Source organism: Streptomyces tateyamensis, from assembly GCF_003205575.1.
Taxonomy (GTDB): Bacteria; Actinomycetota; Actinomycetes; order Streptomycetales; family Streptomycetaceae; genus Kitasatospora; species Kitasatospora tateyamensis.
On the sequence record NZ_PYBW01000013.1, the window covers coordinates 43,181 to 55,391 of the forward strand.

Annotated in this window: 12 protein-coding genes and 1 pseudogene; 4 read left to right on the plus strand and 9 right to left on the minus strand. The window is 70.4% G+C overall.

Features of this window, described 5'->3' with window-relative positions; translation table 11 throughout:
• Positions 1–15: 15 nt before the first annotated feature.
• From C7C46_RS04085 to dnaB, 4 genes and pseudogenes are all read right to left on the minus strand, one after another.
• The gene (locus C7C46_RS04085) at positions 16–549 is read right to left on the minus strand and encodes a hypothetical protein (RefSeq protein WP_245984146.1); all 534 of its coding nucleotides are present in this window, start codon (positions 547–549) and stop codon (positions 16–18) included.
• A 23-nt stretch (positions 550–572) separates the two neighbouring features.
• A complete protein-coding gene (locus C7C46_RS04090) occupies positions 573–851 on the minus strand; it encodes a DUF3892 domain-containing protein (RefSeq protein WP_110665772.1) in 279 nt (92 codons plus the stop codon).
• Between the two features lie 48 nt (positions 852–899).
• A pseudogene (locus C7C46_RS04095) lies at positions 900–1,906 on the minus strand (IS5 family transposase).
• 335 nt (positions 1,907–2,241) lie between these two features.
• Positions 2,242–3,780, minus strand: a complete 1,539-nt coding sequence (gene dnaB, locus C7C46_RS04100; protein WP_245984153.1) for a replicative DNA helicase — start codon at positions 3,778–3,780, stop codon at positions 2,242–2,244.
• A gap of 494 nt (positions 3,781–4,274) precedes the next feature.
• Here dnaB and C7C46_RS04105 point away from each other — a divergent pair, with 494 nt between their 5' ends.
• Positions 4,275–5,603, plus strand: a complete 1,329-nt coding sequence (locus C7C46_RS04105; RefSeq protein ID WP_110665774.1) for an MATE family efflux transporter — start codon at positions 4,275–4,277, stop codon at positions 5,601–5,603.
• Between the two features lie 116 nt (positions 5,604–5,719).
• On the opposite strand, the gene rplI is transcribed toward C7C46_RS04105, so the two are convergent.
• The 4 genes from rplI to rpsF form a co-directional block, all read right to left on the minus strand.
• A complete protein-coding gene (gene rplI, locus C7C46_RS04110; RefSeq protein ID WP_110665776.1) occupies positions 5,720–6,160 on the minus strand; it encodes a 50S ribosomal protein L9 in 441 nt (146 codons plus the stop codon).
• 17 nt (positions 6,161–6,177) lie between these two features.
• Positions 6,178–6,414, minus strand: coding sequence for a 30S ribosomal protein S18 (gene rpsR / locus C7C46_RS04115; RefSeq protein ID WP_030304537.1), 237 nt, complete (start codon positions 6,412–6,414; stop codon positions 6,178–6,180).
• Between the two features lie 77 nt (positions 6,415–6,491).
• Positions 6,492–7,127, minus strand: coding sequence for a single-stranded DNA-binding protein (locus C7C46_RS04120; RefSeq protein WP_110665778.1), 636 nt, complete (start codon positions 7,125–7,127; stop codon positions 6,492–6,494).
• Between the two features lie 98 nt (positions 7,128–7,225).
• Entirely contained in the window at positions 7,226–7,516 is a 291-nt protein-coding gene (rpsF, locus tag C7C46_RS04125) for a 30S ribosomal protein S6 (protein ID WP_110665780.1), read from the minus strand.
• Positions 7,517–7,818: 302 nt separating this feature from the next.
• Between rpsF and C7C46_RS04130 the strand changes: the two genes are divergently transcribed.
• The 3 genes from C7C46_RS04130 to C7C46_RS04140 all read left to right on the plus strand — a co-directional run bounded on the left by C7C46_RS04130 (position 7,819) and on the right by C7C46_RS04140 (position 10,600).
• Positions 7,819–8,118, plus strand: coding sequence for a hypothetical protein (locus C7C46_RS04130; protein ID WP_110665782.1), 300 nt, complete (start codon positions 7,819–7,821; stop codon positions 8,116–8,118).
• A gap of 217 nt (positions 8,119–8,335) precedes the next feature.
• The gene (locus C7C46_RS04135) at positions 8,336–9,454 is read left to right on the plus strand and encodes a lipid II:glycine glycyltransferase FemX (protein WP_110665783.1); all 1,119 of its coding nucleotides are present in this window, start codon (positions 8,336–8,338) and stop codon (positions 9,452–9,454) included.
• 15 nt (positions 9,455–9,469) lie between these two features.
• Positions 9,470–10,600 (plus strand): alanine racemase, encoded by a 1,131-nt coding sequence (locus tag C7C46_RS04140; RefSeq protein ID WP_110665785.1) that lies wholly within the window; start codon positions 9,470–9,472, stop codon positions 10,598–10,600.
• Here the strand turns inward: C7C46_RS04140 and C7C46_RS04145 are convergent.
• A complete protein-coding gene (locus tag C7C46_RS04145) occupies positions 10,501–12,132 on the minus strand; it encodes a glycosyltransferase family 87 protein (protein ID WP_181442183.1) in 1,632 nt (543 codons plus the stop codon). The two genes, C7C46_RS04140 and C7C46_RS04145, sit on opposite strands and share 100 nt — an antisense overlap.
• Positions 12,133–12,211 lie beyond the last annotated feature (79 nt).

Below are 12,211 nucleotides of genomic sequence, written 5' to 3' on the forward strand. Positions count from 1 at the left end.
AACCATAGCCGGAACCTAGGCCGACCAGCAGTACAGACAGCCGGCGTGCTCATCGGCCGCGCGGGCGAGACGAGCCAGGTCGCCCAGCAGTTCGGTCGCCATCTCCAGGTCGAACTCTTCGCCCTCCGCTGCCCGTTCCCGAACCCACAGCGCGCCGACCTCGGCAAGCCTGAGCGGATCCGCAGCGGCAAGCGCGTCCTGGAGGGGCCCGGAGACGACGAGGATCAACGGACCCTCCCCGTCGTCGGGGTCAGCCACCACTCGCGGTTCGCCAGCTGCAACAAGCTCTTCGAACCTACGACCGGTGAAGATGCCCTCCCACTCCATCAACGCCTCTTCGACGTCGAAGTTGCCGCAGGACAGCGACTCGAAGATCCCGGCGGGCCCATGCTCCACAACGGTGGCCGCCGCTTCGTCGTCCGGCGCAACGTAGAACTCGATGATGGTGCTCATCGCGGCATAGTGCCTGCTCAACCTGTCCAGGTCCACCTCGTCGACCAGTAGGCCGCGAGCAACCACGTCGCCATCGCCCCGGGACAGCGCGACCATGATCACGATCTACCGCTGGAGTACTAGCGTCGGGGAAGCGCCAGCAGGTTGTCGCTCCACTTGCCGTCAGCATGAGTCCGAAGGTACTTCTCGCCCCGCTCGGGCGTGACGACGGCAACGTCAGCACGGTTACCCCGACCGTCGTCGGTGTAGGCCTTCCCGCCGGTCTCGATCCACGCGACGATCGAGGCCCGCGAGTTGTCGCCGGCGTTCCCGTCAGCCCGATCCGTCCACCACAGGTGGACGATGTGCTCGTGCTTGTCGCCACCCGAAAGCCGGACAGCTGTGATCTGAATCGCCATGTTGTTCTCCTCACGTGTGGTGCCGCTAGGGCCTGTTCTGAATTCAGATCATGGTGCGGGTTTCAGGCTGCGGAGCCAAATAATGGAGCCGCGCAGGTGGAGACCTGCTTCGAAGCTGGCGGGCGTCTTGTCATAGCGGGTGGCGAGGCCCCGCCAGTCCTTGATCTTGTTGATGGCCCGTTCGACGGTGTTGCGATCGCGGTACAGATCGGCGTCGTGACTGACGGGCCGTCCGCCATCGCGGCCTCTCTTCATGCGGTTGGCGGCCTGGTCGTCCTTCTCCGGGATGACTGCCTTGATCTGGCGTCGGCGCAGGTAGGCCCGGGTGGTACGAGCGGAATAGGCCTTATCGGCGGCCACCGCGTCGGGGCGCGTTCGGGGCCGGCCGACCGGGCCGCGTACCTTGATCTTGTCCATGACGGCGATGAACTGCGGGTTGTCCGCGCTCTGGCCCGGGGTGAGCACGAAGGACAACGGGCGGCACCGCCGCTCGGCAGCCAGATGGGTCTTCGTGGTCAGCCCGCCGCGCGAACGCCCCAGTGCGGCCGCCTTGAGCCGGGCCCGGCGGCGCCGACGTAGCCGGCGCTTCGCCGCCCGCCGGGACTCCTCCGCCTCGTCGTGCTCGCCGCCCCGGCCTGCTATCGACCCGGTTTGTCCCTTCGTAGCAGCCCCTTTTCCTCCGTGACGGCTTTCTCCAGTTCCTCCAGCAGCTCGGCGTCCACGACCATCCCAGCGGCGTGATGGTGTGCACGAGAGACGGTGGAGTCCACGCTGACCAGTGACAAGTCGACCTGGCCGCGCGCGGCGGCCTCGGTGATCATCCCCTCCATCAACGCCTGGAAGACTCCCCTGCGCGCCCAGGTGCCGAACTGGCCGTAGATCGTCGACCAGTTGCCGTACCGCTCGGGGACGTCCCGCCACGGACTGCCCACCCGGAACCGCCACATGATCGCGTCGAACTGCCGCCGCAGGTCCGGGATCGGTCCCGTCGCCGCCACCGGCAGGAACGGCTCAACCAGCTCCCACTCACTGTCCGTCAGATCGCCGCGCGTCATGGACTCGTTCTACCAGCCGCCAGGCCGCCCAGGAGCACGAACCGGCGCAATCATGATCTGAATTCAGAACAGTCCCTAGGCGGCCTGGCAGTGAGGGTCATACGCTCGATGTGTGATCACGGGTTGCGTATCGACCCTCGACTGAGGCGGGCATTGGCGTGCCCGCCTCAGTACGTCTTGTGGCCCTCGTCCGTCGGACTCCGGGACTCGTTAGCGAGAGCGTCTGATACTGGGCCATTGCTCACCCAGTACCGGTATTGCTCGTCACGTGCTCATGATCAGCCGATATTGCTCACGAAATCGTGGTCCCTACACAGGCGCCCCCGGCACCGGGCTCAGTCCCGGGTCATGTCCACGAAGCGCGAGTAGTGGCCCTGGAAGGCCACCGTGATGGTGGCAGTCGGACCGTTACGGTGCTTGGCCACGATCAGGTCGGCCTCGCCGGCTCGGGGGGACTCCTTCTCGTAGGCGTCCTCGCGGTGCAGCAGGATGACCATGTCGGCGTCCTGCTCGATCGAGCCCGACTCGCGCAGGTCACTGACCATCGGCTTCTTGTCGGTGCGCTGCTCGGGGCCACGGTTCAGCTGGGAGAGCGCGATCACCGGGACCTCCAGCTCCTTGGCCAGCAGCTTGAGGTTACGGGACATGTCCGAGACCTCCTGCTGGCGGCTCTCGGCCCGGCGGGAGCCGCCGGACTGCATCAGCTGGAGGTAGTCGATGACCACCAGCTTCAGGTCGTTGCGCTGCTTGAGCCGGCGGCACTTGGCCCGGATCTCCATCATCGACAGGTTCGGCGAGTCGTCGATGTACAGCGGCGCCGCGGTCACCTCCGGCATCCGGCGGGCCACTCTGGTCCAGTCGTCGTCGGTCATGTTCCCCGACCGCATGTGGTGCAGCGCCACCCGGGCCTCGGCGGAGAGCAGGCGCATCGCGATCTCGTTGCGCCCCATCTCGAGCGAGAAGATCACGCTGGGCAGCGCGTTGTGGATCGAGCAGGCCCGGGCGAAGTCCAGTGCCAGCGTCGACTTGCCCATCGCCGGGCGGGCCGCGATGACGATCATCTGGCCGGGGTGCAGGCCGTTGGTGAGGGCGTCCAGGTCGGCGAAGCCGGTGGGGACGCCGGACATCTGGCCCTGGCGGGAGCCGATCGCCTCGATCTCGTCGAGGGCGCCCTCCATGATGTCGGCCAGCGGGGCGTAGTCCTCGCTGGTGCGCTGCTCGGTGACGGCGTAGATCTCGGCCTGGGCGGCGTTGACGATCTCGTCCACGTCACCCTCGGCGGCGTAGCCCATGCCGGCGATCCGGGTGCCGGCCTCGACCAGGCGGCGCAGCACGGCGCGTTCGTGGACGATCTCGGCGTAGTACTCGGCGTTGGCGGCGGTGGGCACCGAGTTGACCAGCGTGTGCAGGTAGCCGGGGCCGCCGACCCGGGTGAGCTCACCGCGCTTGGTGAGCTCGCTGGCCACGGTGATCGGGTCGGCCGGCTCGCCGCGGGCGTAGAGGTCGAGGATCGCGTTGTGGATCAGCTCGTGCGCCGGGCGGTAGTAGTCGAGCGGCTTGAGCACCTCGACCACGTCGGCGATGGCGTCCTTGGACAGCATCATGCCGCCGAGCACCGACTGCTCGGCCGGCAGGTCCTGCGGCGGGACCCGCTCGAAGCCCTCCGCACCGCCCTCGCGACCACCGTCCCGGTCCTGGTCGCGGTCCCGGCCGCCGTCACGGCCGCCCTTGCCGTCCCGCTTGCGACCGCCGCCGAATGCGACGGCGTCCTCCCGCTTGCGGGTCACCGGCAGCCGGTCGCTGGGGCCCTGGACCGGGAAGGTGGCGCCGAAGGCCTCGTCGGTCGGCTGCCAGTCGTCCTCCGGGGGCGGCATGTCGTGGTCGTCGTACTGGGGACCGGTCACGCGTCTTCCCCGATCAGCGAGCGGTGCGAGTGTGGAGCGAAGGCGCGGCGGCCTGGAGGGACGGACGCGGTCACGGTCCGGTCCACCTCCTTCATACGCCACGGCACCGACGGATCGGCCGCCGGGGCAGCCCGGCGCGTCGGCTGAGCGCCCACGCTAAGGGGCGGGCCCGGTCCGCACCAAGACGGTTATCCACACCCCCTGTGGACGACGGGGGTTCCACTGTGGACAACTGCCCGAAACCTGTGCACAAGCATGGGGACAGAGCTGTGGATAACCAGACGATCGAACCGGCGTCAATGCACTGACCTGCGATGACACTATCCACCGGCTGTGCATGAGAAAAACTTCACACAGCAGCGGGCGACCGCGGCGAACTGTCCGAACAGATATTCGATCATAGGTTCTAGTAAGCGTCACTTATGCCTTGCACCACTTACCTGTGGATGGCTACGGTACGTACCATGAGTCCCGTGAGCACCCCGATACGCCGGCACGACCGGGAGATCCTGGCCCTGGCCCTGCCGGCCTTCGGCTCGCTGGTGGCCGAACCGCTCTTCCTGCTCGGCGACTCCGCCATCGTCGGCCACCTGGGCACCGCCCAGCTGGCCGGCGTGGGCATCGCCGCGGCCGCCCTCAGCGCCCTCACCGGGCTCTTCGTCTTCCTCGCCTACGCCACCACCGGCGCCGTGGCCCGCCGGATCGGGGCCGGCGACCGCCGGGCCGCCGTCCAACAGGGTCTGGACGGCCTCTGGCTGGCCCTGCTGCTGGCCGTCCCGGTGGCGCTGGCCAGCTTCCTGCTGGCGCCCGCCACGGCCGCCGCGCTGGGCGCCTCGCCGACCGCCGCCCCGTACGCGGTGGACTACCTGCGGATCAGCGCCCTGGGCATCCCGGCCATGCTGCTGGTGCTGGCCGCCACCGGCGTGCTGCGCGGGCTGCAGGACACCCGCACCCCGCTGCTGGTGGCCGTCGGCGCCTTCTCCGCCAACCTGGCCCTCAACGCGGCGCTGGTCTACGGCGCCAGCCTCGGGGTGGCCGGCTCCGCCTGGGGCACCGTGCTGGCGCAGACCGCGATGGCCGCGGTCTACCTGCTGGTGGTGCTCCGCGGTGCCCGCCGGCACGGCGCCCGACTGCGGCCCCACCCGGCCGGGATCCGCGCCTGCGCCCGGGTCGGCGGCCCGCTGCTGGTTCGCACCGCCTCGCTGCGGGCGATCCTGCTGCTCGCCACCGCGGTCGCCGCACACCTGGGCGACCAGCAGATGGCGGCCCATCAGATCGCCATGGCGCTCTGGAGCTTCCTGGCCTACGCGCTGGACGCGATCGCCATCGCCGGTCAGGCGATCATCGCCCGCTACCTGGGCGGGGCCGACGTCGCCGGGGCCCGGGCGGCGACCCGGCGGATGGTCCAGTGGGGCATCGGTTCCGGGGTGCTGCTCGGCCTGCTGGTGGTGCTGGCCCGCCCGCTCTACCTGCCGCTGTTCACCGCCGACCCGGCGGTGCGCGCCCAGCTGGCCCAGGTGGTGCTGCTGCTGGCGCTGACCGAGCCGGTGGCCGGACTGGTCTTCGTGCTGGACGGGGTACTGATGGGCGCCGGGGACGGGCCCTACCTGGCCCGCGCGATGCTGGCCACCCTGCTGGTCTTCGCCCCGGTGGCACTGGCGGTGCCGGCCCTGGGCTGGGGGCTGCCGGGGCTCTGGGGGGCGATCAACCTCTTCATGCTGGTGCGGGCCGGCTTCCTGGCCGCCCGCAGCCGCACCGGCGCCTGGCTGGTCACCGGCGCGGTCCGGGCCTGAGCCGGCGTCACCGGGCCACGCCGGGCCGGGCCGTCCTGCCAACGCCCGAGGGCCGGGCTCCCACACGGGGAGCCCGGCCCTCGGGTTCGGTACGACTACCGCTGCGAACCAGTGGTTCAGGCGACGGTGACGTCCAGGTTGGCGGTCACGTCGGCGTGCAGCTTGACGGCGACCTTGTGGGTGCCCACGGTCTTGATCGGCGAGGCGATCGTGACGGCGCGCTTGTCCACCAGCGGGCCACCCGCGGCCTTGACGGCCGAGACCACGTCGGCCTGGGTGACCGAGCCGAACAGGCGGCCGGCGTCGCCGGAGCGCACGGTCAGCTTGACCTGCAGGCCCTCGAGGGTGGCCTTGACCTCGTTGGCCGCCTCGATGGTCTGGATCTCGTGGATCTTGCGGGCGCGACGGATGGCGTCGACGTCCTTCTGGCCGCCCTTGGTCCAGCGAATGGCGAAGCCGTTCGGGACCAGGAAGTTGCGGGCGTAGCCGTCCTTGACCTCGACGACGTCGCCGGCGCCACCGAGGCCGGAGACCTCGTGAGTGAGGATGATCTTCATTCTTCGGTCACCCTCTCTTAGCGCGCGGTGCTGGTGTAGGGCAGCAGCGCCATCTCACGGCTGTTCTTCACGGCCGTGGCGACGTCACGCTGGTGCTGGGTGCAGTTGCCGGTGACCCGGCGGGCACGGATCTTGCCGCGGTCGGAGATGAACTTCCGCAGCAGGTTCGTGTCCTTGTAGTCAACGTAGTTGACCTTGTCCTTGCAGAAGACGCAAACCTTCTTCTTCGGCTTGCGAGCAGGCGGCTTCGCCATGGTGTGCTCCAAATAGGATCACGATCCGGGACCGTCCGCGGAGGGACGGAACCGGGTCGCACGAAATCTGTCAGCTCTTAGAACGGAGGCTCTTCCGAGAAGCCGCCACCGGCCGGGGTACCCCAGCCGCCGCCACCCTGGTTGCCACCAGCGGGAGCGCTGGACGCCCACGGGTCGTCGGACGGACCGGACTGGCCGCCGCCGGAGTTGCCACCCCAGCTGCCGCCACCCTGGTTGCCGCCGCCGCCCCAGCCGCCCTGGGCACCGCCCTGCTGCTGGCCGCCGCCACCGCCGCTCCAGTTGGAGCCGGGGGCGCCGCCCGCACCAGGACCGCCAGGACCGCCGGCCCGGTTGGCCCGGGTCACCTTGGCAGTCGCCGAGCGCAGGCTCGGGCCGACCTCGTCGACCTCGACCTCGAAGACCGTTCGCTTCTCGCCTTCCTTGGTCTCGTAAGACCGCTGGCGCAGTCGGCCCTGCACGATCACGCGCATGCCGCGCTGCAGCGATTCGGCCACGTTCTCCGCGGGCTGCCGCCAGACGTTGCACGTGAGGAAGAGGCTCTCGCCGTCCTTCCACTCGTTGGTCTGGCGATCGAAGGTGCGGGGAGTGGACGCGATGCGGAACTTCGCGACCGCCGCACCCGACGGGGTGAAACGCAGCTCGGGGTCGTCGACGAGATTGCCGACGAGGGTGATGACGGTCTCGCCTGCCATGGTGTGGTGACCTCTCGGGATGGAGGAGTTCCGTTCAGCGATGTTTCACGTGAAACATCTACGTGAGCCATCAGGACCTCAGCGGTCCCGAGGGTGGCTCAGTGAGTGTCCGGGCGCAGGACCTTGGTCCGCAGAACCGACTCGCTCAGCGACATCTGGCGGTCGAGCTCCTTGACGACCTCAGGCGTGGCCTTGAGGTCGATGACCGAGTAGATGCCCTCGGGCTGCTTCTTGATCTCGTACGCCAGGCGACGACGGCCCCAGGTGTCGATCTTCTCAACGGTGCCGCCACCAGTGCGGACGACGTTGAGGAAGGACTCGATCAGGGGGGAGACAGCGCGCTCCTCGACCGAGGGGTCGAGGATGACCATCACCTCGTAGTGACGCATGGGTAAACCCACCTCCTTTGGACTCAGCGGCCACGGTCTCTCCGTGGCAGGAGGGTTGTACGGCGTCGGCACTGGTGCGCCGACACGGCCCCACCGTAGTGGGCCGGACTGACAGCGACCCCTACAGCCACGGGAGGGCATGCGGGGGCACAGGTACACCAGTGCAGATCGCACAGCCTACCCGCACCCGTCCGGCCGAACAAAACACCCATGGATTGCCGCCCGGTCCCGAGGAGCGCAACCTGGGCAGAACGGGTAACACCGAGGTACCGCTGCTTGCCCCCTAGCTGGAGGTGGGTTCCATGGCACAGACCGTCCACCGTTTCCCCCCGCTGACCCTCAACACCGACGGACACCGGCACCCCCGGGAGAACACCCTGGTCGCCGCGACCGTGGTGCTCGGCCTGGTGGCCTTCATCAGTTCGTTCTGGCACCACATGAACCTGCTGAGCAGCTGGACCGGCCTGGCCGGGATCGTCACCGGCGGCTGGGGACAGTTCATCTCCGTCACCACCGCCGAGCGGTGCGTGCTGGTGGTCTCGCTCGGTATGGCGGCCTTCGGCTTCTACCTCGGCATGGCGCACGGCGGCCTGTTCGGCTAGCCACAGAAGCCGGGGTACGGCCAGGCCGATCCCCCGGCATGCGCACGGCGCACAGGACGGCGCTCCCCCTCGGGAGAGCGCCGTTCGCGGTTCCCGCTCGGACAACCGGGCGAAGCTCTAGGGTTCCGTCAACGCGCCGCGCGTGACCCCACCGAAACGGACTATTCGGGCGATAAGGTCACAGAGTCCCACCAACCAGCCAAGGAGCATCCCGAGCATGAGCCTGCGCCTGCGGACGATCACCCGCGAAGAGCACCTGGACTTCCTGCGTGGCCGCCCGTCCGCCAGCCACATGCAGGTGCCCGCCTGGGGCGAGGTGAAGGCGGAGTGGCGCACCGAGTCGATCGGCTGGATCGACGAGGTCGGCCGGGTGGTCGGGGCCGGCCTGGTGCTCTACCGGCAACTGCCCAAGGTCAAGCGGTACCTGGCCTACCTGCCCGAGGGCCCGGTGATCGACTGGTTCGACCCGGACCTGGAGGGCTGGCTGCGCCCGATGCTGGCCCACCTGAAGGAGCAGGGCGCCTTCTCGGTGAAGATGGGCCCGCCGGTGGTGATCCGGCGCTGGGGGGCGACCGCCATCAAGGAGGCGATCGGCGGCGGCCAGGCCAAGCGGCTGCGCGACCTCGAGCCCGACTGGTACGAGCCGCGCGCCTTCGACCTGGCCGAGCGGCTGCGCCGCAGCGGCTGGCTGCAGGGCGAGGACGGCGGGGCCGGCTTCGGCGACGTGCAGCCGCGCTACGTCTTCCAGGTGCCACTGGCCAACCGCTCGCTGGACGACATCCAGCGCGGCTTCAACCAGCTGTGGCGGCGCAACATCAAGAAGGCCGAGAAGAGCGGGGTCGAGGTGGTCCAGGGCGACTACCAGGACCTGGCCGTCTTCCACCAGCTCTACCAGGTCACCGCCGAGCGGGACCGCTTCATCCCGCGCCCGCTGGGCTACTTCCAGCGGATGTGGCGGGCCCTGGAGGCCGAGGACCCGAACCGGATGCGGCTCTACCTGGCCTACCACGACGGCGAGCCGCTGGCCGCGACCACCATGCTGACGGTCGGCGACCACGTCTGGTACTCGTACGGCGCCTCCGCCGACCACAAGCGCGAGGTCAAGCCGTCCAACGCGATCCAGTGGCGGATGATGCGCGACGCCTACGCGCTCGGCGCCGGCGTCTACGACCTGCGCGGGATCAGCGACACGCTGGACGAGGACGACCCGTTGTTCGGCCTGATCCAGTTCAAGCTGGGCACCGGCGGCGACGCGGTGGAGTACCTGGGCGAGTGGGACTTCCCGCTGAACAAGCTGCTGCACAAGGCGCTGGACCTCTACATGTCGCGCCGCTGACGGCAGGGAGAGCTGATGACCCTTTCGCTGTACCTGGACACCGAACGCTGGCGGGCGCACCAGCGCGCCGTGCTGGCCGACTTCCCGGGCCTGGTGCCGGTGGCCAAGGGCAACGGCTACGGCCTGGGCAACCGGCGCCTCGCCGAGGAGGCCGCACTGCTGGGCACCGGGCTGCTGGCGGTGGGCACCGCCGAGGAGGCCGCCGAGGTGCTGGCCCACGGCTACCCGGGCCAGGTCCTGGTGCTCACCCCGTACCGGATCGGCGAACCCGCCCCCGCTCCCGCCCCGCCAGAGGACCGGGTGCTGCGCACCGCGGGCAGCCTGGAGGCGGTCCGGGCGCTGGCCGGGCGGCCCACCGTGGTGGAGTGCATGACCAGCATGCGCCGGCACGGCATCAGCCCCGCCGACCTGGTCCACCTGGCCGGGCCCGGGTCCCCGCACCGCTTCGCACTGCACCTGCCGCTGGACCGGCGGGCCGGGCGCGACCCGGTGGCCGAGGTGGACACCTGGGTGCGGGCGATCGGGGCGGCCGGCCTGACCCCGCGCACCGTCTTCCTCAGCCACCTGGGCGCCGCCGAGCTGGCCGAGCTGACGGTCCGCCACCCGGGCACCGCCTTCCGCTGCCGGATCGGCACCCGGCTCTGGCTCGGCGACGTGGGCGCACTGACGGCCGCGGCCACCGTGCTGGACGTGACGGCGGTGCGCCGCGGCGAGCGGTACGGCTACCGCCAGCACCGCGCACCGGGCCCCGGCCACCTGCTGGTGCTGAGCGGCGGCACGGCGCACGGCGTGGGCATGGAGGCGCCCAAGTACCTCCACGGCCTGCTGCCGCGGCTCAAGACGATCGCCCGGGCCGGCCTGGCCACCGTCAACCGCTCGCTCTCGCCCTACCAGTGGCAGGGCCGCCAGCTCTGGTTCGCCGAGCCCCCGCACATGCAGGTGAGCATCGTCTTCCTGCCCGCCGGTCCGAAGCCGCCGGCGGTCGGGGACGAGCTGACGGTGACGGTGCGGCACACCACCACCCGGTTCGACCGGGTGGTGGACCGTCAGACCGGGTCGGCGGCCGGCGCGGTGCCGGGCTCCCCGGCGGAGGCCCCGGCCCCGGCCGGCTCCGGCGACCCCGGCTCCGCGAGCTCCGCCGCCTGACCCGGCAGCTCCTCCTCGGGAGCCAGCCAGTGCGCCCCGGCCGCGTCCTGCGGGGCGAACGGCGCGTAGGTCGCCTCCTCGCGCAGCCGGCGGGCCGCGCCCAGCACGAACACGTCCTCGGCGGTGTCGAGCACCCCGCCGGACGGGTCGTCACTGCCGTCCCAGCGCACCGGGTCGCGGTCCGGGCGCAGGATGTCGCGCACCACCACGGCGCACAGGTAGAGCGTGCCGGCCAGGTGCAGCATGATCGCGAAGTGGTACCAGTCCTGCCCGATGCCGTGCTGCTTGCTGTCGCCGATGTACGCCAGGTAGGACCAGATGCCCAGGTAGTAGAGCACCTCGCAGGCCTGCCAGATCAGGAAGTCGCGCCAGCGCGGGCGGGCCAGCACGGCCAGCGGGATCAGCCAGAGCACGTACTGCGGCGAGTACACCTTGTTGGTCAGCACGAAGGCGGCCACCACCAGGAAGACCAGCTGGGCGTAGCGCGGCCGGCGCGGGGCGGTCAGCGCCAGCCAGCCGATCGCCAGGCAGGCCAGCACCAGCAGCACCGCGATCCAGGTGTTGAGGGTGGGCAGCGCCTGGTTGCGGTCCTGCATGAGGATCATCCAGAACGAGCCGAAGTCCTCCTTGCGGGTCTGGCTGAAGGTGTAGAAGGTGGACCAGCCGTCCCAGCTGGCGAGCATGATCGGCAGGTCGACCAGCAGCCAGGCCCCGGCCGCGGCGGCGGCCGCCTGGCCGAAGGCCCGCCAGCGGCCGGCCCGCCAGCAGAGCACCAGCAGCGGGCCGAGCAGCAGCAGCGGATAGAGCTTGGCGGCGGTGGCCAGGCCGATGAAGACCCCGGCCCAGACGGTGCGCTTGTTCGCCCAGGCGGCCATCGCCACCGCGGTCAGCGCGACCGCCAGCAGGTCCCAGTTGATGGTGGCGGTCAGCGCCAGCGCCGGGGCCAGCGCGAACAGCAGCGCGTCCCACGGGCGCCGGCGGTGGGTGCGGCTGAGCGCGATCGCGGTGACCACGGCGCAGATCAGCAGCATCCCGGCGTTGACGGCCCAGAACCAGCGCTCGCGGTCCTGGATCACGCCGGTGGTCGGGGTCAGCCAGCCGGCGATCTGCATGAAGCCGCCGGTGAGCACCGGGTACTCGAGGAACCTCATCTCCGCGGTGGGCTGCGGGATCATGTCGAGGTACGGGTGCAGCCCGGTGGAGAGCCCGCGCGCGGTGTACAGGTGCGGGATGTCGCTGTAACAGGCGTGCGTGTACTGCGCGGTGGCGCCGAAGAACCAACCGCTGGTGTAGCAGGGCAGCTTCTGGACCAGGCCCAGGCAGTACGTCAGCACCGTGGTCAGCGCCAGGAACCGGGCCGGCACCCACCAGGAGACCCCGAGCAGCGCCCGGCGCCCGGGCGGGCCTCCGAGCAGCTCGCTGCCGGCCGCCGCGACCGGGTCCTCGTCCGCGGGGACGACCACGGTGTTGGGCAACGGCCCCTCGGCCACGGCCGCCTCGGCGGCGGTCTCGTCTCGCGTGCTCGGCGTCATGGCGGACATACTGCCGCACGACCGCGACCGGCACGAGGACTGGTCCGCACCGAACCCGAAAAGCCCAGGGCCCCGCGGT

Bases quoted from the DNA above. Each gene is read 5' to 3' on its own strand.
- C7C46_RS04085 (WP_245984146.1), bottom strand. From the start codon at position 549: ATGGTCGCGCTGTCCCGGGGCGATGGCGACGTGGTTGCTCGCGGCCTA.
- C7C46_RS04090 (WP_110665772.1), bottom strand. From the start codon at position 851: ATGGCGATTCAGATCACAGCTGTCCGGCTTTCGGGTGGCGACAAGCAC.
- dnaB (WP_245984153.1), bottom strand. From the start codon at position 3,780: ATGCCGCCCCCGGAGGACGACTGGCAGCCGACCGACGAGGCCTTCGGC.
- C7C46_RS04105 (WP_110665774.1), top strand. From the start codon at position 4,275: ATGAGTCCCGTGAGCACCCCGATACGCCGGCACGACCGGGAGATCCTG.
- rplI (WP_110665776.1), bottom strand. From the start codon at position 6,160: ATGAAGATCATCCTCACTCACGAGGTCTCCGGCCTCGGTGGCGCCGGC.
- rpsR (WP_030304537.1), bottom strand. From the start codon at position 6,414: ATGGCGAAGCCGCCTGCTCGCAAGCCGAAGAAGAAGGTTTGCGTCTTC.
- C7C46_RS04120 (WP_110665778.1), bottom strand. From the start codon at position 7,127: ATGGCAGGCGAGACCGTCATCACCCTCGTCGGCAATCTCGTCGACGAC.
- rpsF (WP_110665780.1), bottom strand. From the start codon at position 7,516: ATGCGTCACTACGAGGTGATGGTCATCCTCGACCCCTCGGTCGAGGAG.
- C7C46_RS04130 (WP_110665782.1), top strand. From the start codon at position 7,819: ATGGCACAGACCGTCCACCGTTTCCCCCCGCTGACCCTCAACACCGAC.
- C7C46_RS04135 (WP_110665783.1), top strand. From the start codon at position 8,336: ATGAGCCTGCGCCTGCGGACGATCACCCGCGAAGAGCACCTGGACTTC.
- C7C46_RS04140 (WP_110665785.1), top strand. From the start codon at position 9,470: ATGACCCTTTCGCTGTACCTGGACACCGAACGCTGGCGGGCGCACCAG.
- C7C46_RS04145 (WP_181442183.1), bottom strand. From the start codon at position 12,132: ATGACGCCGAGCACGCGAGACGAGACCGCCGCCGAGGCGGCCGTGGCC.